This window comes from Pseudomonas sp. 05N433, assembly GCF_056396925.1.
The window spans coordinates 1-19251 of sequence record NZ_JBFTML010000020.1; the positions used below are offsets into that span (position 1 = coordinate 1).

Here is a 19251-nt window from a genome sequence, read left to right on the forward strand (position 1 = left end):
GTGGTGGCCGATGCCCTCACCGAACGCTTCAAAAAGTAGGCGCTGCCGAAGGCTGCGATCTGCTGCACTTGATCGCGCCCGCGTGCACTGCGGGCGCCAATGCGGCACAATTGTGCGCATTGGTTTATTGCGCCAGGGCCTGCCGCCCCGGCTGGAGTTAGCATGTCCCTGATCATCACCGACGATTGCATCAACTGCGACGTCTGCGAACCCGAGTGCCCGAACGCCGCCATTTCCCAGGGCGAAGAGATCTACGTGATCGACCCGAACCTGTGCACGCAATGTGTCGGCCACTACGACGAACCGCAGTGCCAGCAGGTCTGCCCTGTGGATTGCATTCCACTGGACGAGGCCCATCCGGAAACTGAAGAACAGTTGATGGAGAAGTACCGGAAGATTACCGGTAAGGCTTGAAAGCCTGGAAAGATCGTCCGAAGGCGGCCCGAACCTTCGGACGATCTTTTTTATGCCTCACTCCCGCTGCTCAAACCCTTCCCCGACGCACCCCAGACACCGCACAAACGCCGCTTTCGCCGGGTCGACCACCAGCGCCTGTCCTGCATCGCCAATGCCGCCGCCCAACGCGGTAAATGGCAGCGACACCACAAACGCCCCGGCACCGATCACTGTCGCCACCACCAGCAACGGTCGGGCAATCAGCAGATCGCCAAGCATGGCGTAGGCCGGTGGATTCTGGATGGTGTAACGCGGGTCGCCGCTGCCGTTCTCAGTAGCCAGCGTGGGCGCAGCGATGCTCAGCAGCAGCGTGACGACAAAGGTTCGAAACAGATTCATGGCACGGTCCTTCGGCTAGGCAGTGAGAACACTGACTATAGACCGTAGCCGATATCAGCTCTGACAGCGCGGACAAAAGACACTGGCGCGCTGCCCGAGTTTGACTTCCCGCAGCCCCGTGCCACAGACCTTGCAGTGTTCACCACCACGGCCGTATACGAACAGCTCCTGCTGGAAGTACCCCGGCTGGCCGTCGCCGCCGATAAAGTCCCGCAACGTGGTGCCGCCCCGTTCGATGGCGAGCGCCAGGATGCGCTTGATCTCGATCGCCAGCTTCAAATAACGCCCCCGGGAAATGCTCTTGGCCTCGCGGCGCGGGTCGATGCCGGCAGCAAACAGCGCTTCGGTCGCGTAGATATTGCCGACGCCAACCACCACCGCGTTGTCCATGATGAACGGCTTGACCGCCATGGATCGCCCGCGGGACAGCTGGAACAGACGCTCGCCATCGAACAGATCGGTCAACGGCTCCGGCCCCAGGCGAACCAGCAGTTCGTGATTCAGCGGGTCCAGACTCCAGAGCATCGCCCCGAACCGACGCGGGTCGGTGTAACGCAGGGCCAGGCCCGATTCCAGCTCGATGTCCACATGCTCATGCTTGGCCGCCGGCAAGCCGGCTTCCACCAGCCGCAGATTCCCCGACATGCCCAAATGGCTGATCAACGTGCCGACTTCGGCATTGATCAGTAAATACTTGGCCCGCCGTTCCACCAGCACGATGCGCTGGCCCGACAGCCGCACATCCAGGTCTTCGGGGATCGGCCAGCGCAGACGGCGCTCACGCACGATCACCCGGCTGACGCGCTGGCCTTCCAGGTGCGGTGCAATTCCGCGGCGGGTGGTTTCGACTTCCGGCAGTTCTGGCATGGGGCTCTCGAATCAGGCGAGGTTCGACACTCAACGTGTGGCGAGGTCGCGAATTTCTTGTTTCTGGGTTTCGAAATCGTATTCCGATAGGCCGATGTAATCGAGCACCAGATGCCCGACATTGTTCCATTCGTGGTCTTCAGACTGGTTGCCCAGCACCCGATAGGAAGCACAAATGTGCTCGGCCATCTTCAGGATTGCCAGCAGGTTCTTCAGCGGCGTATTGCGGCACGACTCATCGCTGAAAATGGCCAGGGCATTGTGATGGTTGGCAATGGCCTGGGTGACATGTTCCGGCAGACGCCAGGACTTGGCGGTGTAATACCCGACCACGGCGTGGTTGGTGTTGTATTGCTTGTTCTCGGTATCCACCACGCGGCATTCGGCGCTGGCGTTGGCATAGGCCTGTTCCAGCACTTTCATGTAATCGGGGAATTTCTTGAGCATCAGCGGAATGCCGCAATCGTGGAACAGGCCCAGCGCATAAGCTTCATCGCCGGCCTGGACACCGACGCGCTTGGCCAGGCTCAGGCAGGTCATCGCCACGTCCTGCGCCGTGTCCCAGAAACGGTTGAGGGTGACGATGGTCTCGTCGTTCAGCTCACCCTTGATCGACTGCGCGTTGATCAGGTTGATGATCGAACGACTGCCCAACAGGTTTACTGCACGCTGGATCGCGGTGATCTTATTACTCAAGCCGTAGTACGGCGAGTTGACGATTTTCAACAAAGCGCCCGAAAGGCCTGGGTCCTGGGAGATCAGTTTGGCGATCACCTCCAGGTCCGGGTCGGGCATATATTGCTCCATCTGCAGATCCACCATGATCTGCGGCTGGGCCGGCACACTGATGCCTTGCAGGGACTGTTGAATCTGTTCAGAAGACAGCTCTTGGGACATAAGTACGCACTCCGGGTCAGGCGGGGATTCTAACCCTTAAAAAGATCGATCCGACAGCCAGTCAAACTCAATCCATATGTGTGCGGGCCCGCGATGGCGCCATGCGCGTTTCATCGTCCGTCAAACCCGCCACTCCCTCAACACGCTATACTCCCGCTCTTTTTTCCGGAGCGACGTCATGTCCCTGCCTAGCCTGCGCCTCAAAGCCAACGCCGACCGACGCCTGCGCAACGGTCACCTGTGGGTCTACAGCAACGAAATCGATGTAGCCGCCACCCCATTGCACGGCTTCAAGGCTGGCGATCAGGCGATCCTCGAAGCCGCCGGCGGCAAGCCGCTGGGCATCGTTGCCATGAGCCCGAACAATCTGATCTGCGCCCGCCTGCTGTCGCGCGACATCAAGTTGCCGCTGGACAAATCGCTGCTGGTGCATCGCCTGAACGTCGCCCTGTCGCTGCGCGATCGCCTGTTCGACAAGCCGTTCTATCGTCTGGTCTACGGCGACTCCGACCTGCTGCCAGGCCTGGTGGTCGACCGTTTCGGCGACATCCTGGTGGTCCAGATCGCTTCGGCGACCATGGAAGCTCACAAAGATGACGTGATCGCGGCCCTGACCCAAGTGCTCAAGCCAAGCGGCATCCTGTTCAAGAACGACTCCGCAGCCCGAGACGCCGAAGGCCTCAACCGTTACGTCGAAACCGTGTTCGGCCTGGTGCCGGAGTGGGTGGCGCTGGAAGAAAACGGCGTGAAGTTCGAAGCGCCGGTCATCCAGGGCCAGAAAACCGGCTGGTTCTATGACCACCGCATGAACCGCGCGCGTCTGGCACCTTATGCCAAAGGCAAACGCGTGCTGGACTTGTACAGCTACATCGGCGGCTGGGGCGTGCAAGCAGCCGCCTTCGGCGCCAGTGAAGTGTTCTGCGTCGATGCGTCGGCCTTCGCCCTCGACGGCGTCGAGCGCAACGCCGCACTGAACGGTTTCGCCGAAAAAATGACCTGCATTGAAGGCGACGTGTTCGAAGCCCTCAAAGAGCTGAAAGCCAGCGAAGAACGTTTCGACGTCATCGTGGCCGACCCTCCTGCATTCATCAAACGCAAGAAAGATATGAAAAACGGTGAAGGTGCCTACCGTCGCCTGAACGAACAAGCCATGCGCCTGCTCAGCAAGGACGGCATCCTGGTCAGCGCATCGTGCTCGATGCACCTGCCGGAAGACGATTTGCAGAACATCCTGCTGACCAGCGCCCGTCACCTGGACCGCAACATCCAGATGCTGGAGCGCGGCGGACAAGGCCCGGATCACCCGGTTCACCCAGCCATTGCCGAAACCCGCTACATCAAGAGCATTACCTGCCGTCTGCTGCCAAACAGCTGAGTACGCCGGTTTGACGGGGAGCCGACAGGCTCTCCGTCAGCCATTCTGACGCTGCGACATCTCCTCTCCCGCCCCATCGTCTTACTCTTGCAGTCCTACAAACTTGCAGGACGTTTCCCTGCACATTTGATTTGAAAGAATATAACTTACAAACTTTCTCCAACCCCAAGACTGCTCCGACAAAATTACTGGAATATTCCTACTTGATCTCCCCTTGATAAGAGCCCATTAAAGCCTATGATTGAGTTGTCACCTCGAAGTGACACTCACTATCAAATGACAAGGAGTCAACAACATGAAAGCAATTACTCTGGAAGCTAACAAAATCGCCAACCTGGCTTTTCTGGTTGCACCAAAAGCCCGCTAAGTAAATGAGACGCTGGGGAGTGCCGGCTACCCAGCGTGTTCTATGGCACCCGTCCAGAGCGAACCGCCCACCATGCAGATAAACCCATATCTATTCATACTTCCTCGCACGCCCGGCCAAATAGTCTGGGATTACAAAAATCACAAACAATTTGAACTAAGCCTTGAATACTCAAGCAGACTTACGCAACTAATCAACAACCCCGAACTTTATAACGACAGCAACATAGTTGACACTCAACTCCTGAACGCAGGAATACTGACAACATCAATACAAGGTACTGTTGAATGGGGCTGGGATGAACTGTCGAAGATATTCCATATCGGTACCAAAAACATCCCCTGCGAACATGTCCCTCAGGATATTCATGAATGGTCCAGACACTACCTGGATCACTGCACCGAAGTGCTGGCCGCTCCTGCGCCGAGCAACCGGCCCACAGAACGCCAGGCGCGGGAGCTGATTGGCCTGCCAAAGCCTTCCTGCCTGCCGGAAGGGTCTCTTGCCAACGTCCTGATCGGCCGAAAAACCTGCCGCACCTTCACGGACGCAGCAGTTTCACTGGAAGCTATCGGCACGCTGCTTTACCTGTCCCTTGGCTACTTGCATGAGCGCGAAAACGATGTCGACGAAACCCTTGTCGAAGGTCTCGATGCCCGGCGCAGCAGCCCATCCGGTGGCGGGCTGAATGCCTGCGAAGGCTTTCTTCATGTACACAACGTCAGCGGCCTGAAACCCGGGCTCTACGCCTATCACCCCACCGACCACGCCTTGAGTTTCGTCAACCCGACACCTGACTCACCACTGGGGCAGTTGCTGTGTGGACAGCACTTCATCAACAACCTGCCCGTGGGCCTGTTCATCACCAGTCGGTTCGACAAGCTGTGGTGGAAATATGAACACTCGCGAGCCTACCGAATGGCCTTCGTGGAAGCAGGGCATATTTCTCAAACATTCCAACTGGTGGCCACTGCACTGGGGTTGAACACCTGGCTGACGGGGGCGCTGGCCGATGATCAGGTCGAGGTCTTGCTGGGGATCGAGAACAGCGCGGAACAACCTTTGTTTTTTGTCGGCTGTGGCTACAGCGACGGACAAGTGATGTGCAAGGAATTGAAAGATCTTCTGAGCAGTCGGGAGCCGCAACAATGACCACTCCCATCATTGCCCCGTTGGAGCAGCCCGTGTCCTGGGCTCATCGTTACACCCTGGGCGACTGGAATACCCGTGCGTCAGTGCGCACCAGCGAACACGACTATCTATTACCACCAGACCTGGAACAGCAACTGGAAACGCGCCACTGGTTTCCTCCAGGCTTCCTGRCTTACCTGACTCACCCGGCTATCCAGGCGGCAGGTCAAACCGTCATCCATCGGTTGTCGGCCAATCATCTGGTGTACTTCCTCGACTACACCACCTTGCTTGAGCACCGCATCGTCAACCGCTCCGTGGAAACCATCATCCATGATGAACTGAACGTCCACATTCCCGCACGAATGAAGACCGCCGCGCTTCAGCTTTATACCGACGAGGGTTATCACGCCCTGTTTTCCAACAGCCTTGCCGAGCAAGTAGCCAGTTTCTACGGGATCAGCCGACGTCCGGTCATGCCCCACCGCATCATGCGATTGAACGCCCTGCTTGACGGCGCCCCGGAAAGATACAGGGCGCTGGCCTGGTTCCTCGTCGGGTTCGTGTCGGAGACGATCATTGCCAAGGAACTGCTCGATGTCTGCCGTAACGACCTGGTTTCCAGCGTCCAGGCAATGCTCAGGGATCATCTGGCGGACGAGGCGCGCCATAGTCGCTATTTCTCTGAAGTGTTCCATTACCTGTGGCTGACGCTGAACAGCCCTCAACGCACGTTTGTCGCCAAAGCGCTGCTGGACATCATCCGGATGTTCTTCGAAGCCGATGAGCGATGGATGCGCGAAAGCCTGCTCAGCGCGGGTCTTGGCGAGACCACCATCACGGAAATTCTTGGCGGACTGACCAGCCCCCAAGCCACCCATCAACGGGCGCGATCCGGTGCTGGCGCAACGCTTCAGGCGTTAAAAAAGGCTGGTTTCTTCGACTTGCCCTCCAACCAGCAACTGTTCATGAAGGCAGGGCTTATCGATGGCTGAAGGACAATCCGCGGCGACCGTCAAACAACGTCGGGGAGCGGTCAGCCTGTTGTTGGCCATGGTGCTGCTTGGCGTGTTCCCGCTGGATGTCCTGCTGCCCTCTTTCCCGGCGCTCGCCGAACACTTTCGCAGCACACCCGCCGACATTGCGCTGTCGATCAGTCTGTTTGCCGTCGGCATAGCGGTCTCCCAACTGCTGATCGGGCCGCTGTCGGATGTGATCGGGCGCAAAGGACTGTTGCTCGCTGGAATAACCATCTCGATGCTGGGTGCAGTGGGCTGCACGCTGACCACGGACTATGTTCACTTCCTGTTGTTCCGTGTGATTCAGGCACTCGGCTGCGGGTGTTTCGTGCTGTCACAAGCATTGATCCAGGACCTGTTCGAGGGCGAGGAGCGTGACCGGTTGCGGATCCTGATGGTGACTGCCACCGGCGTTTTCATCTCGGTCTCACCGTTGGCCGGCACGTTCCTGCAAGCCACGCTGGGCTGGCAGGGCAGCTTTGTGGTGTTTATCGCACTGGCTGGAATAGTACTGCTCAAGGCCTGTTTTTTTCTCGAAAGCACTCGGCCTGCGGCAACCGGGGCGCTATCGAATATCTTCCAGCCCTACCGCCGGGTCTTGTGCGATGTCGACTTTCTGTCCTACTGGCTGATTTCCGCCTTTGCTTTCGCCTGCCATTTTTCCTTCATAGTGATTTCGCCGCTGATTTTCATGGATCAACTCCAGCTGTCGGCCTATGACTTCTCGCTGATTCTGCTGGTCTATGGCGGCGCCTACATTGTCGGCGGCACGGTTGCGACGCTGCTGGGTAAACGTCTCAGTCCCGGCCATCAAGTCATCAGCGGGCTGAGCCTGATCCTGCTGTCCGGCCTGATCATGCTTTACCTCTCAAGCCACTTTGCATTGTCCCCGATTACCGTCCTGGTACCGATGCTCATCTGTACCGCCGGCACCACCATTGCCCGACCGGCCGCCACGTCCAAAGCCATGAGCCTGTTCCCTGAAAATGCGGGAACTTCGGCGTCGGCCGGCAGTACGGTGATTTTCATCTGTGGCGGGTTAATCAGTGCGCTCATCAGCCTGAGCCCGGCCAACCTGCAATCCACGCTGGGATACAGCTTTATCATCCTGAGCAGCGTGGCGCTGGTACTCAACAGTCGTATCCATAGCCGAGCCAAGAGCCCGGGAGCCAGCCCAAGCGTCGAATAATCCTGCCAGTCGTCATCCCACACGCCCCGTCAGCACTGGATCAACGTTTTCCGGCATTCCCTCCTGACGCCAGCGGTGTAGAATCGCGAGATTCATCGCCAGTCATCCCCCGGCGGGTTTATGAGCTCAAGCTGAAGCGCGCGGCGATCCCGCAAAGTTATCGGCAACTTCCGGACACACGGCCATTTCTGAGTGTTCCAGACGTCAATAGAAGCTCACTTCCCTTTTGATACCTGATTTGCCGCCCGGAGTGCTCCATGCCTGATTACCGCTCGAAAACATCCACCCACGGTCGCAACATGGCCGGTGCTCGCGCACTGTGGCGCGCCACGGGGATGAAAGATGACGACTTCAAGAAGCCGATCATCGCCATTGCCAACTCCTTTACCCAATTCGTACCGGGCCATGTGCACCTGAAGGATCTGGGTCAACTGGTCGCACGTGAAATCGAACGGGCCGGCGGCGTAGCCAAAGAATTCAACACCATCGCCGTGGATGACGGCATCGCCATGGGCCACGACGGCATGCTCTATTCGCTGCCGAGCCGCGAGATCATCGCCGACTCCGTCGAATACATGGTCAACGCCCACTGCGCCGACGCCATTGTCTGCATTTCCAACTGCGACAAGATCACCCCTGGCATGCTGATGGCCGCCTTGCGCCTGAACATCCCGGTAATCTTCGTGTCCGGCGGCCCGATGGAAGCCGGCAAGACCAAACTGGCCAGCCACGGTCTCGACCTGGTCGACGCCATGGTGATCGCCGCCGACTCCAGCGCCTCTGACGAGAAGGTCGCCGAGTACGAGCGTAGCGCCTGCCCTACTTGCGGTTCCTGCTCCGGCATGTTCACCGCCAACTCGATGAACTGCCTGACCGAAGCCCTTGGTCTCGCATTGCCGGGCAACGGTTCGACCCTGGCCACCCACAGCGACCGCGAACAGCTGTTCCTGCAAGCCGGCCGCACCATCGTCGAGCTGTGCAAGCGTTACTACGGCGAGAACGACGAGTCGGTGTTGCCGCGCAACATCGCCAACTTCAAGGCGTTCGAAAACGCCATGACCCTGGACATCGCCATGGGCGGTTCCACCAACACCATCCTGCACTTGCTGGCCGCGGCCCAGGAAGCCGAGATCGATTTCGACCTGCGCGACATCGACCGCCTCTCCCGCCATGTACCGCAACTGTGCAAGGTCGCGCCGAACATCCAGAAGTACCACATGGAAGACGTGCACCGCGCCGGCGGGATCTTCAGCATCCTCGGCTCCCTGGCCCGTGGCGGCCTGTTGCACACCGACCTGCCGACCGTACACAGCAAGACCATGGCCGAAGGTATCGCCAAGTGGGACATCACCCAGACCAACGACGAAGCGGTGCATCACTTCTTCAAGGCTGGCCCGGCGGGCATCCCGACGCAAACCGCGTTCAGCCAGTCGACCCGCTGGGAAACCCTGGACGACGACCGTGAAAACGGCTGCATCCGCAGTGTCGAACACGCTTACTCGAAAGAAGGCGGCCTGGCCGTTCTGTACGGCAACATCGCGCTGGACGGTTGCGTGGTGAAAACCGCCGGTGTCGACGAGTCGATCCACGTCTTCGAAGGCAACGCGAAGATCTTCGAAAGCCAGGACAGCGCCGTACGCGGCATCCTCGCCGACGAAGTGAAGGCTGGCGACATCGTGATCATTCGTTACGAAGGCCCGAAAGGCGGCCCGGGCATGCAGGAAATGCTCTACCCGACCTCTTACCTGAAATCCAAAGGCCTGGGCAAAGCCTGCGCCCTGCTGACCGACGGCCGTTTCTCCGGCGGCACTTCGGGCCTGTCCATCGGCCACGCTTCGCCAGAAGCCGCTGCCGGTGGCGCGATCGGTCTGGTGCAGGACGGCGACAAGGTCCTGATCGACATTCCGAACCGCTCGATCAACCTGTTGGTCAGCGACGAAGAACTGGCCGCGCGCCGGGTCGAGCAGGACAAGAAAGGCTGGAAGCCGGTGGAAAAGCGTCCACGTAAAGTGACCACCGCTCTGAAAGCCTATGCCCTGTTGGCGACCAGCGCCGACAAGGGTGCCGTGCGTAACAAAGCGATGCTCGACGGGCTGTAATACTTAACCGTCGAACAAAAAAATGCCCCGCCAAGTGCGGGGCATTTTTTTGATCGTTCCCACGCAGAGCGTGGGAACGAGATCACAGCGCTTATTGAATCTCTTCCGGTTTGACGATCACCCAGTTCTTGTCCGCCGTCACCGCCAACCCTTCTTTCGCCTGGGCCGCTGCGTGCTTGGCCATCATGCCGTTAATCTGGGTCATGTACTTGTCTTTGCGGTTGACCCACAAATGGATGCCGCCCTTGGACACGTCGACGCTGTGGAACAGCATGTAACCGTCGCTGCTCGGCGTATCACCACCCACCAGGACCGGCTTTTTCCATTCATCGATGTAGGTCAGGATCGCCGCTTGTTTGCCGGCCATCCAGGTTGCCGGAGTCCACAGGTACGGGGTCAACTCGAGGCCAAGGTTGGCCTTCTCGTCATACTTGCCCGCAGTGATCTGCTTACGCGCCGTGGTCAGTTCACCAGTCTTGCGGTCCTTGAGCATCGTGGTCACACCGATCACGTTCTGCGGTTTGACGTTGTAGCCGTACTTCGGATCGGCAGCGACCATGCGCACCAATTCTTCGGAGGCAGCGGTCATCACGTAGACCTCAATGCCATTTTCCATCAGCTTGTTGTAGAGCTCGGCCTGGCCGGTGAAGACTTTCGGCGGCTGGACGTCGATGGTCTTGACCACATCGCCGTCGTAATAAGTGCTCGGCACCGGTTTGCCAGACGCCATCAGCTCATCGACGTAGCCCTTGAGCTCTTGAAGCGTGAAGCCGGAAAACACTTGGGCGACCCATGGATAGCAGACCATGTCGTCGATTTCGCAGAGACGATAGTAGTAGCTGAACAGGCTCTCCTTATGGTCGGCGGTGTCTTTGAACGGGATCAGTTTCAGCGAGGGGTCGAGGCTCTCGCGGGTGATCAGGCCCTTGTTTTCCATGAACGGCAACAATGACTCTTCGAGGTCGTAGCGGTAACTGGTGTTGTCCATGTCGAACACCGCGAAGTTACCCTTGTTGGCATTGGCCGCGATCATCGCGTCCAGCGCCTTGGCCTGATCCGCTGGCCAGTGCTTCAGGTCGGTAGCGAACGCCTGGCCGGCAAGGCCAAGACTCAAACCCAATCCAAGTGCAGCAGCAAGAAATTTCGGTGCAAGCTTCATCGGCGTTTCTCCCCGGTTCAAAGAAATCGACGCTAACAAATAAGTGTGACAATCCTCGCCTGCCCGCGACCGCTTGCATCCTGATTCCGTCAGCGGCATTCCTTATAGCGGCATTGGCTTATTCCAAAAACGACAGTTGACCGCTGTTTTTGATATTAAATCATTACATATCAAGCTGTTAGGCTCACCGGTTCGCAGTCACACACGAAGGTGGCTGGCACAAGTCTATGGAGCCTCTATGAATCTGCCGCTGATCCTCARTCTGCTGGTGTTCCTCGCCTTGCTCTTTGGCCTGGCGCAAACCCGTCACACCACCTGGAGCCTGGCGAAAAAGGTGTTGCTGGCGCTGGTGCTGGGCGTGGTATTCGGTATCGCCCTGCACACGATTTATGGTGCGGGCAACCCGGTGCTGAAAGCCTCGATCGGCTGGTTCGATCTGGTGGGCAACGGTTATGTGCAGTTGCTGCAAATGATCGTGATCCCGCTGGTGTTCGCCTCGATCCTCAGTGCCGTGGCCCGTCTGCACAACGCTTCGTCGCTGGGCAAGATCAGTTTCCTGACCATCGGCACGCTGCTGTTCACCACCGCCATCGCGGCGCTGATCGGTATCGGCCTGACCAACCTGTTCGGCCTCACCGCCGAAGGTCTGGTCGCCGGCACCCAGGAAATGGCGCGTCTGCAAACCATCCAGACCGACTATGCGGGCAAGGTCGCCGACCTGAATGTGCCGCAACTGTTGTTGTCGTTCATCCCGCAGAACCCGTTCGCCGACCTCGCTCGCGCCAAACCGACGTCGATCATCAGTGTGGTGATCTTCGCCGCATTCCTTGGGGTCGCGGCGCTGCAACTGCTCAAGGATGATGTCGAAAAAGGTCAGAAAGTGATCAACGCCATCGACACCCTGCAAGCCTGGGTGATGCGTCTGGTGCGCCTGGTGATGAAGCTGACCCCATACGGCGTGTTGGCGCTGATGACCAAAGTGGTCGCCGGCTCCAACCTGCAAGACATCATCAAGCTCGGCAGTTTCGTGGTGGTGTCCTACATCGGCCTGGGCCTGATGTTTGTGGTCCATGGCGTGCTGGTGTCGGCCGCCGGGATCAACCCGTTGCGCTTCTTCCGCAAGATCTGGCCGGTGCTGACGTTCGCCTTCACCAGCCGCTCCAGCGCCGCCACCATTCCGCTGAGCATCGAAGCCCAGACCAGCCGTTTGGGTATTCCACAGTCCATCGCCAGTTTCGCTGCCTCGTTTGGCGCGACCATTGGCCAGAACGGCTGTGCCGGTCTGTACCCGGCAATGCTGGCGGTGATGGTTGCGCCAACCGTGGGCATCAACCCGCTGGACCCTTTGTGGATCGCGACGTTGGTGGCGATTGTGACGCTGAGTTCGGCCGGGGTGGCCGGGGTTGGTGGCGGTGCAACCTTCGCCGCGCTGATCGTGTTGCCGGCCATGGGTTTGCCGGTGTCACTGGTGGCGTTGCTGATTTCCGTTGAACCGCTGATCGACATGGGTCGCACGGCGTTGAACGTCAGTGGCTCGATCACCGCTGGGGCGATCACCAGCCAGATCATGCAGCAGACGGATAAAGCGCTGTTGGATGCGGATGAGCATTCGGAGTTGGCTCACGCTTAGCCCGCACTGATCGTTCCCACGCTCCCGCGTGGGAATGCCTCAAGGGACGCTCCGCGTCCAGTGACGCCGAGCGTCACGGGCTGCATTCCCACGCAGAGCGTGGGAATGATCTATGTGCGCTCCCACACCTCAAAGCTGTACGCCGGCTTATCGCCTTCTGCCGGATTCGGAACATTCGACACCAGCTTCCACTGGTTCACATCAAACTCCGGAAACCACGCATCCCCTTCCGGGCTCAGCGCCACGCGCGTCAGGTATAGCCGATCGGCCTGCTCCAGACCTTGCGCATACAACTGCGCACCACCAATTAACATCAACTCATTGGCACCCTGCTCCAGCGCCCATTCCTCGGCGCGAACCACGGCCGCCTCCAGTGACGGATAAACCTCCGCGCCTTCCAGCTGCAAATCCACCTGGCGACTGACCACGATGTTCAACCGGCCCGGCAGCGGACGACCGAGGGAATCCCAGGTCATGCGCCCCATGATGATCGGCTTGCCGAGGGTGGTGGCCTTGAAGTATTTGAAGTCCCCCGGCAAGTGCCAGGGCATGCTGTTGTCGACGCCGATCACACGGTTTTCACCGAGGGCTGCGATCAGGCTGAGGGGGAGTGATTTAGTCATGCCGGCGAGGATACCAGAGCCTCCCTTACCCCGATAAGCGTCACAGCGGTTATGCTCATCGCTCAATGAAGCGACGGGATGCCGCGTGACTGAACTGACGCCCCTGCAAAACCTCTGGCTGAGCGAAACCATACGCCTGCGTGAAGAACACGCCGGCCCCCTGGATGATCTGGAAGCCAACCGAGTCGCCCGTAGCGCCGGCGGCGACCTGCCGACGCGTATTCAATGCCGCGCCCGGTGGCTGGCCGAGCGCGACGGGCAGACCCGCGCCCTCAAACACTGGCTGCAAGGCGCGCGACTGGCGTTGATCGTGCTCGCCGTGCTGGCCGTGATCAGTGGCGCTGGCCTGGCGTTTGCCGCGCTGGGCGACGGCCAGACCCCGGTCAATGTGTTCTGGGCCTTGGGCAGCCTGCTGGGGCTGAACCTGATTCTGCTATTGAGCTGGGCCCTGGGCCTGGTGTTCGCCGGCGAACAGGGCGCCGCCCTCGGACGCTTGTGGTTGTGGCTCAGTGAAAAACTCGCCCGCGATGCCAACGCCGCGCAACTGGCGCCGGCCCTGCTGCTGTTGCTGCAACGGCAGAAACTCAATCGGTGGGCGTTGGGTGTGCTGGTCAACGGCTTGTGGTTGTTGGCGATGCTCAGTGCCTTGGTGATGCTGCTGACGCTGATGGCGACCCGGCGCTATGGCTTCGTCTGGGAGACCACCATTCTCGGCGCCGACACCTTCGTCGCCATGACCCATGCCCTCGGCGCCCTGCCGGCCTTGCTCGGTTTCAGTGTGCCCAGCGTGGAGATGATCCGCGCCAGCGGCGATGCCGCGCTGAACATCGAAAGCGCCCGCCAGGCCTGGGCGGCGTGGCTGGTGGGCGTGCTGCTGGTGTACGGCGTGTTACCGCGTTTGCTGCTCGCATTGTTCTGCCGGTGGCGCTGGAAAACCGGCCAGGCAGCCTTGCATCTGGACTTGAACCTGCCAGGTTACGCCCAACTGCGCGAACGGCTGATGCCCACCAGCGAACGCCTGGGTATTAGCGATGCCGCGCCTGAGCAACTTCACCGGGTTGAAAACGCGGCCAGCGACCTGCAAAGCGATGGCGCACTGTTGGTGGCCATCGAGCTGGACGATCAACGCCCCTGGCCACCGCAGCTGCCGAAAAGCGTCAACGACGCCGGCATCCTCGACAGCCGCGAATCCCGGCACAAACTGCTTGAACAGCTGAGTCGCTTTCCCCCGGCCCGCCTGGCCATCGCCTGCGATCCACGGCGTTCGCCGGACCGTGGCAGCCTCGCGCTGATTGCCGAACTGGCTCGCAGTGCTACGGCTACCCGCGTGTGGCTGCTGCAAGCGCCGCCCGGCGAAGCGCTGGATGCCGAACGCCTGGGCGACTGGCACGTTGCGCTGCAACAACTGGACTTGCCATTCGCCGATTGCGCGCCGTTGAGCTGGCTGGAGACGGGTCATGACTGATGCCTGGAAACGGCCATTGAAACTCGCCGTGGTCGGCCACACCAACGTCGGCAAAACCTCGTTACTGCGAACGCTGACGCGGGATGTCGGCTTCGGCGAAGTCTCCCATCGCCCCAGCACCACGCGCCACGTCGAAGGCGCGCGATTGTCGGTAGACGGCGAGCCGTTGCTCGATCTGTTCGACACGCCGGGCCTGGAAGACGCCATCGCCCTGCTCGACTACCTCGAGCGCCTGGAACGGCCCGGCGAACGCCTCGACGGCCCGGCGCGGCTGGCGCGCTTCCTTGAGGGCAGCGAAGCCCGGCAGCGCTTCGAACAGGAAGCCAAGGTGTTGCGACAATTGCTCGCCTCCGACGCCGGCCTCTATGTGATCGACGCTCGGGAGCCAGTGCTGGCCAAGTACCGCGACGAACTGCAAGTGCTGGCCAGTTGCGGCAAACCGCTGCTGCCAGTACTGAATTTTGTCAGCAGCGCCCAGCAGCGCGAACCGGATTGGCGTGAAGCCCTGGCGCGGTTGGGCTTGCATGCCTTGGTGCGGTTCGACAGCGTCGCGCCGCCGGAAGATGGCGAACGCCGACTGTATGAAAGCCTCGCGCTGCTGCTGGAAAACTCCCGCGAACAATTGGAACGCCTGATCGCCGATCAGCAGGCCCAACGCCTGGCCCGTCAGCAGAGTGCAGCACAGTTGATTGCCGATTTATTGATCGATTGCGCCGCCTGCCGCCGCAGTGTCGCCAGCGAGGCGGAGCAGGAACAGCAAGCGATCAGCGAACTGCGCAAAGCGGTGCGTCAGCGTGAACAACGTTGCGTCGAAGCCTTGCTCAAGCTCTACGCCTTCCGCCCACAGGACGCGGCGGCCAGTGACCTGCCGCTGCTCGATGGTCGCTGGGGCGATGACCTGTTCAACCCGGAAACCCTGAAACAACTCGGTGTACGGGTCGGCGGTGGCATCGCGGCTGGCGCGGCGGCCGGGGCCGGCGTCGATTTGCTGGTGGGCGGCCTGACCCTCGGCGCGGCGGCACTGGCCGGAGCGATTGCCGGCGGCGCCCTGCAAACCGCCCGCAGTTACGGCAGCCGCCTGCTGGGCAAGATCAAGGGCCAGCGAGAACTGACTGTCGACGACAGCGTGCTGCGGTTGTTGGCCCTGCGTCAGCGACAACTGTTGCAAGCCCTGAACCAGCGCGGGCACGCGGCGATGGACAGCATTCAGGTCGCCACACCACAGGACAAAACCTGGCGCGAAGGCAAACTGCCGGAAGCGCTGAACAAGGCTCGGGCACATCCGCAGTGGTCGTCGCTCAATCCTCATTCGAAGGTGAATCAGGCGGAGCGGCAGGAGCAGGTTGAGGTGTTGGCGCAGCAGCTCTAACCAACGATCGTCAGCGCCAATCCAGTTTCAGAAACTCTTTGGCCAATGCCTTCACACGGCTACGATCGGTCCTGTTCGCTCGCCCGTCATTGTCCACATCCGAGCTCAACACCCACTCAAAAACCCCATCGTTATCCAGATCGCGGACCGCAGCCTTGTAGGCAATCCTCGGTCCGTCATGAAAATGCAGTCGTACCGTCTCAGGCGTACCGTCAGCGGATGGATTCTGCGAGAAGATGCGCAAGTGCCGCTCCTCAGCTTCATCCGCGTTATACCAGGCGCATTTCAAGTACGTTTTGCCAAACGACTTGAGCTGTTGACGATCCGCGTCCGTCGCCTCGCGCTGCAACTGTTCACCTTCAAAGAACTGGAAAGCGACGGTATCTGCCGAGCCCTTCCCGCTTCGATCCTGTGCAATCACTTTCAAAAAATGCATCCATGCGCTCCTTTGCGAAAAGGCCAGATTGATGCTTCGACGCGCGTTGATCCATAAACCGATTCCCTATCGTGTGTCAGACAACTCAGCGCAGAACGCCGGACAACAGGCCCGCAGCCTTGCGTTTCAAGACGTCGAGGTCCATCACCGGCACGTCCATGTCCTTGGCGCACTCATCCCACTGACGCATCCGCAGACTGACCTCGCACAATGGATCGAGCTCAAAAGCCTCAGCCTCTTCAGCACTCATCACCCCACCCTGATACTCCAGCGTCCGCCGACTGGCTTCACTCAAACGCTCGTAGTACCCAGGCTCTCTGAGCGTCAGATAACGCTTGGCCTGCACGTGATATTCCACCAGCCGCGCCATGCGTTCGCTGAAACCGGCCCGACGCAAATAATCAGCGCCCAAACGCTCATGGCTGACCACCCCGAAGCCACCCATGCTCTCGGCCCCCTCGGCACAGAGATGCCCGATGTCGTGAAAGAACGCCGCCAGTACCACTTCATCATCGAAGCCCTCGGCCATCGCCAGTTCGGCCGCTTGCGACATGTGCTCGATCTGCGACACCGGTTCACCGATGTAGTCGTTATCGCCAAACCGTTCGTACAGACCGAACACCTCGGCGATCACTTGCTGATGGTGGTCCATCAACTGTCTCCCAATAAGCTGGCGACATTACGTTCCGCCAACGCCGGYCCGACGCTCATGCCGACACCGGAGTGCATCAGCGCCACGCTCACACCCGGCATCGGACGCAGAAAAGAAAACGGGCCGGGGCCGCGTGAACCGTAAACACCCTGCCAGCGCTCGACCACTTGCACTTTGCAGCCCAACGTCTGCTCGGCCAGTTCGAGCATCCAGTCGTCCACCTGTTCGGCATTGAACGGTGATGGATCGCTGCCGTAATGGTGGGAGTCGCCGATGATCAACTCACCGTACGGTGTCGGGCTGATCAGCAGGTGAATGCCGTTTTCATGCAGATGGGGCGCCTCGCGCAGAATTTGCGCCTGTACCGCCGCAGCTTCCGGCAGATCGGCGAAGGCGCCGTAGTGCACGCAACYCAGACCGGTGAGCAGTGCGTGTTGCAGGTTGAGGTTGATCTGCGGCCGGGCGCGGAGCATTTGCAGGCGGCAGATTTGCGGGTTGAGTTCGGCAATCGGCTCGGCCAGCAAAGTTTGATAATCGTGGCCGGAGCAAACGATGATCTGCCCCGCGTTGAAGGTGCCGGCGGTGCTGTGCAAGCGGCCCGGCTCGATGTCGCGCACCAGGGTGGAAAAGTGAAACTCGACGCCCAACTCACGGCGCAGGTAGTCGATCAATGCCGGAATCGCCTCGCGGGAATACAGCTGTTGGTCGTCCATGCCGTGCAACGCGACGCGGTGATGGTTGAACTGACCGCCGTATAAATCCCGCAATGGGTTGCCGCGCAACAGCTCGACACGGTAACCGTGCTCCACGGCACGCCCGGCGCAGAAGGCTTCCAGCAGGTGTTCTTCCGCTTCGGTACGCGCGAACAGGTACGAGCCGTTGCGCTTGAGGTGCAGGCCGGCAAGTTCTGCCCATTGGCCCCAGATTTCTCGACTGGCCCTGGCCAATTCGAGCATCGGCCCTGGTGGCTGGCCGGTGACCAGTGCCTGACCGAAGTTGCGTACAGATGCGCCCAATGGTGTGGCGCTGCGCTCGAAGACTTTGACCTTGAGGCCGCGCCTGACGGCGGCATAGGCGTGGGACAGGCCTAGAATGCCGGCGCCGACGATCAGCATGTCGCTGTGGTGTGTCATGAAGATAATCCCGCTTTTTGTGGCGAGGGAGCTTGCTCCCGCTGGGGCGCGTAGCGGCCCCCCCTCTCTATCTGAAAAGAAGGGGCCTGCTGCGCAGTCCAAGTCGTTCTTGATCAAGCGCTGCTCATAGTCCGCCGGCAATTCAGTCTGCGGCTTGGCAATACCCGGTTGCGCGAGCACCGCAAAGTTCTCTTTATAAAGCTCCATCGCCGCCGGGCTTGCAGAGAAGTCGGCCAGTTTCTTCGCTGCTTCTTCATGCGCGGTGCCTTTGATCACGGCAGTCGCTTCGATCTCCCAGCCCAGGCCTTCTTTCGGCAGGATGATGTCCAGCGGCGCGCCTTGGCGCTTCAGTTGAACAGCCGGGTATTCGAAGGAAATACCGATCGGGAATTCACCGGCAGCGGCGAGCTTGCACGGCTTGGAACCGGAGTGAACGTACTGGCCGATGTTCTGGTGCAGGTCGTCCATGTACTGCCAGCCCTGCTTCTCGCCGAAGGTTTGCAGCCAGGCGCTGACGTCGAGGAAACCGGTGCCGGACGAGGCCGGGTTGGGCATGACGATCTTGCCTTTGTACTCAGGCTTGGTCAGGTCCTGCCAGCTGACCGGTTTGCTCAGCCCCTGCTTTTCGGCTTCGACGGTGTTGAAGCAAATGGTCGCCGCCCACACGTCCATGCCGACCCAGGCCGGTGGGTTGGCAACATCACGGTAGTTACCGCCGATCTTGCCCAGGTCCTTCGGCGCGTAGCTTTGCAGCATGCCTTGCTGATCGAGGATCGCCAGGCTCGATGCCGCCAGACCCCACACCGCGTCGGCTTGCGGGCGAGCTTTTTCGGCCAGCAGCTTGGCGGTGATGATGCCGGTGGAATCGCGCACCCACTTGATCTCGACGTCCGGGTTGGCCTTCTCGAAGGCTTCTTTGTAGGTCTTCAGTTGTTCGGCTTCGAGGGCGGTGTACACCGTCAACTCGGTTTTCGCAGCGAAGGCGTTCAGGCTGAAAGCGGTGAGGACAGCAGCGGCCAGGGCCAAGGGCTTGAACATGGTGCAA

The 19251-nt window shown here is 60.1% G+C and carries 17 protein-coding genes and 1 pseudogene; 9 read left to right on the forward strand and 9 right to left on the reverse strand.

All coding sequences use genetic code 11. The annotated features are described in order from the left end of the window. The first annotated feature begins 162 nt into the window (after nucleotides 1-162). Nucleotides 163-414 (forward strand): YfhL family 4Fe-4S dicluster ferredoxin, encoded by a 252-nt coding sequence (locus AC1DIS_RS12995; RefSeq protein ID WP_003195146.1) that lies wholly within the window; start codon nucleotides 163-165, stop codon nucleotides 412-414. Nucleotides 415-471: 57 nt separating this feature from the next. Here AC1DIS_RS12995 and AC1DIS_RS13000 read toward each other — a convergent pair whose 3' ends face one another. The 3 genes from AC1DIS_RS13000 to AC1DIS_RS13010 are packed head-to-tail and all read right to left on the reverse strand — an operon-like array spanning nucleotide 472 to nucleotide 2505. Next, nucleotides 472-795, reverse strand: coding sequence for a multidrug transporter (locus AC1DIS_RS13000; RefSeq protein WP_018928681.1), 324 nt, complete (start codon nucleotides 793-795; stop codon nucleotides 472-474). A gap of 54 nt (nucleotides 796-849) precedes the next feature. Further along, complete coding sequence (mutM, locus tag AC1DIS_RS13005; protein ID WP_018928680.1) at nucleotides 850-1662, reverse strand: bifunctional DNA-formamidopyrimidine glycosylase/DNA-(apurinic or apyrimidinic site) lyase; 813 nt, start codon at nucleotides 1660-1662, stop codon at nucleotides 850-852. A gap of 30 nt (nucleotides 1663-1692) precedes the next feature. After that, nucleotides 1693-2505, reverse strand: coding sequence for an HDOD domain-containing protein (locus AC1DIS_RS13010; RefSeq protein WP_172901221.1), 813 nt, complete (start codon nucleotides 2503-2505; stop codon nucleotides 1693-1695). Nucleotides 2506-2737: 232 nt separating this feature from the next. On the opposite strand from AC1DIS_RS13010, the gene AC1DIS_RS13015 reads away from it, so the two are divergent. From AC1DIS_RS13015 to ilvD, 5 genes are all read left to right on the forward strand, one after another. After that, entirely contained in the window at nucleotides 2738-3934 is a 1197-nt protein-coding gene (locus AC1DIS_RS13015) for a class I SAM-dependent rRNA methyltransferase (RefSeq protein ID WP_017341306.1), read from the forward strand. Nucleotides 3935-4373: 439 nt separating this feature from the next. Then, nucleotides 4374-5453, forward strand: a complete 1080-nt coding sequence (locus tag AC1DIS_RS13020; protein WP_026331822.1) for a SagB family peptide dehydrogenase — start codon at nucleotides 4374-4376, stop codon at nucleotides 5451-5453. Continuing rightward, nucleotides 5450-6427: a diiron oxygenase gene (locus AC1DIS_RS13025; protein WP_477780908.1), complete on the forward strand. Its 978-nt coding sequence runs from the start codon at nucleotides 5450-5452 to the stop codon at nucleotides 6425-6427. Before AC1DIS_RS13020 ends, AC1DIS_RS13025 begins: the two co-directional genes overlap by 4 nt. Beyond that, complete coding sequence (locus tag AC1DIS_RS13030; protein WP_477743618.1) at nucleotides 6420-7640, forward strand: MFS transporter; 1221 nt, start codon at nucleotides 6420-6422, stop codon at nucleotides 7638-7640. Before AC1DIS_RS13025 ends, AC1DIS_RS13030 begins: the two co-directional genes overlap by 8 nt. 257 nt (nucleotides 7641-7897) lie before the next feature. Beyond that, complete coding sequence (gene ilvD, locus AC1DIS_RS13035) at nucleotides 7898-9739, forward strand: dihydroxy-acid dehydratase (protein ID WP_018928674.1); 1842 nt, start codon at nucleotides 7898-7900, stop codon at nucleotides 9737-9739. Between the two features lie 91 nt (nucleotides 9740-9830). On the opposite strand, the gene AC1DIS_RS13040 is transcribed toward ilvD, so the two are convergent. Continuing rightward, on the reverse strand, nucleotides 9831-10898 hold the full coding sequence (locus AC1DIS_RS13040) for an HAD family hydrolase (RefSeq protein ID WP_018928673.1): 1068 nt from the start codon (nucleotides 10896-10898) through the stop codon (nucleotides 9831-9833). A 238-nt stretch (nucleotides 10899-11136) separates the two neighbouring features. On the opposite strand from AC1DIS_RS13040, the gene AC1DIS_RS13045 reads away from it, so the two are divergent. Beyond that, the gene (locus AC1DIS_RS13045; protein WP_477780909.1) at nucleotides 11137-12528 is read left to right on the forward strand and encodes an L-cystine transporter; all 1392 of its coding nucleotides are present in this window, start codon (nucleotides 11137-11139) and stop codon (nucleotides 12526-12528) included. Nucleotides 12529-12638: 110 nt separating this feature from the next. Here the strand turns inward: AC1DIS_RS13045 and AC1DIS_RS13050 are convergent, their stop codons facing one another. Next, entirely contained in the window at nucleotides 12639-13151 is a 513-nt protein-coding gene (locus AC1DIS_RS13050; RefSeq protein ID WP_477743617.1) for a dihydrofolate reductase, read from the reverse strand. A gap of 85 nt (nucleotides 13152-13236) precedes the next feature. Between AC1DIS_RS13050 and AC1DIS_RS13055 the strand changes: the two genes are divergently transcribed. Next, nucleotides 13237-14616: a DUF2868 domain-containing protein gene (locus AC1DIS_RS13055; protein ID WP_477743616.1), complete on the forward strand. Its 1380-nt coding sequence runs from the start codon at nucleotides 13237-13239 to the stop codon at nucleotides 14614-14616. Further along, nucleotides 14609-15985, forward strand: a complete 1377-nt coding sequence (locus AC1DIS_RS13060; RefSeq protein ID WP_096479415.1) for a GTPase/DUF3482 domain-containing protein — start codon at nucleotides 14609-14611, stop codon at nucleotides 15983-15985. The genes AC1DIS_RS13055 and AC1DIS_RS13060 overlap by 8 nt, the downstream gene beginning before the upstream one ends. Nucleotides 15986-15995: 10 nt before the next feature. Here AC1DIS_RS13060 and AC1DIS_RS13065 read toward each other — a convergent pair whose 3' ends face one another. The 4 genes and pseudogenes from AC1DIS_RS13065 to AC1DIS_RS13080 all read right to left on the reverse strand — a co-directional run. Next, nucleotides 15996-16421: a hypothetical protein gene (locus AC1DIS_RS13065; protein WP_028939094.1), complete on the reverse strand. Its 426-nt coding sequence runs from the start codon at nucleotides 16419-16421 to the stop codon at nucleotides 15996-15998. Nucleotides 16422-16506: 85 nt separating this feature from the next. Continuing rightward, a complete protein-coding gene (locus AC1DIS_RS13070) occupies nucleotides 16507-17073 on the reverse strand; it encodes a phosphonate degradation HD-domain oxygenase (RefSeq protein WP_018928667.1) in 567 nt (188 codons plus the stop codon). Then, on the reverse strand, nucleotides 17073-18206 hold the full coding sequence (locus AC1DIS_RS13075) for a TIGR03364 family FAD-dependent oxidoreductase (protein ID WP_477780917.1): 1134 nt from the start codon (nucleotides 18204-18206) through the stop codon (nucleotides 17073-17075). The genes AC1DIS_RS13070 and AC1DIS_RS13075 overlap by 1 nt, the downstream gene beginning before the upstream one ends. 87 nt (nucleotides 18207-18293) lie before the next feature. After that, nucleotides 18294-19244 (reverse strand): annotated as a pseudogene (locus AC1DIS_RS13080) (putative 2-aminoethylphosphonate ABC transporter substrate-binding protein); the annotation flags it as partial. Between the last annotated feature and the right edge of the window lie 7 nt (nucleotides 19245-19251).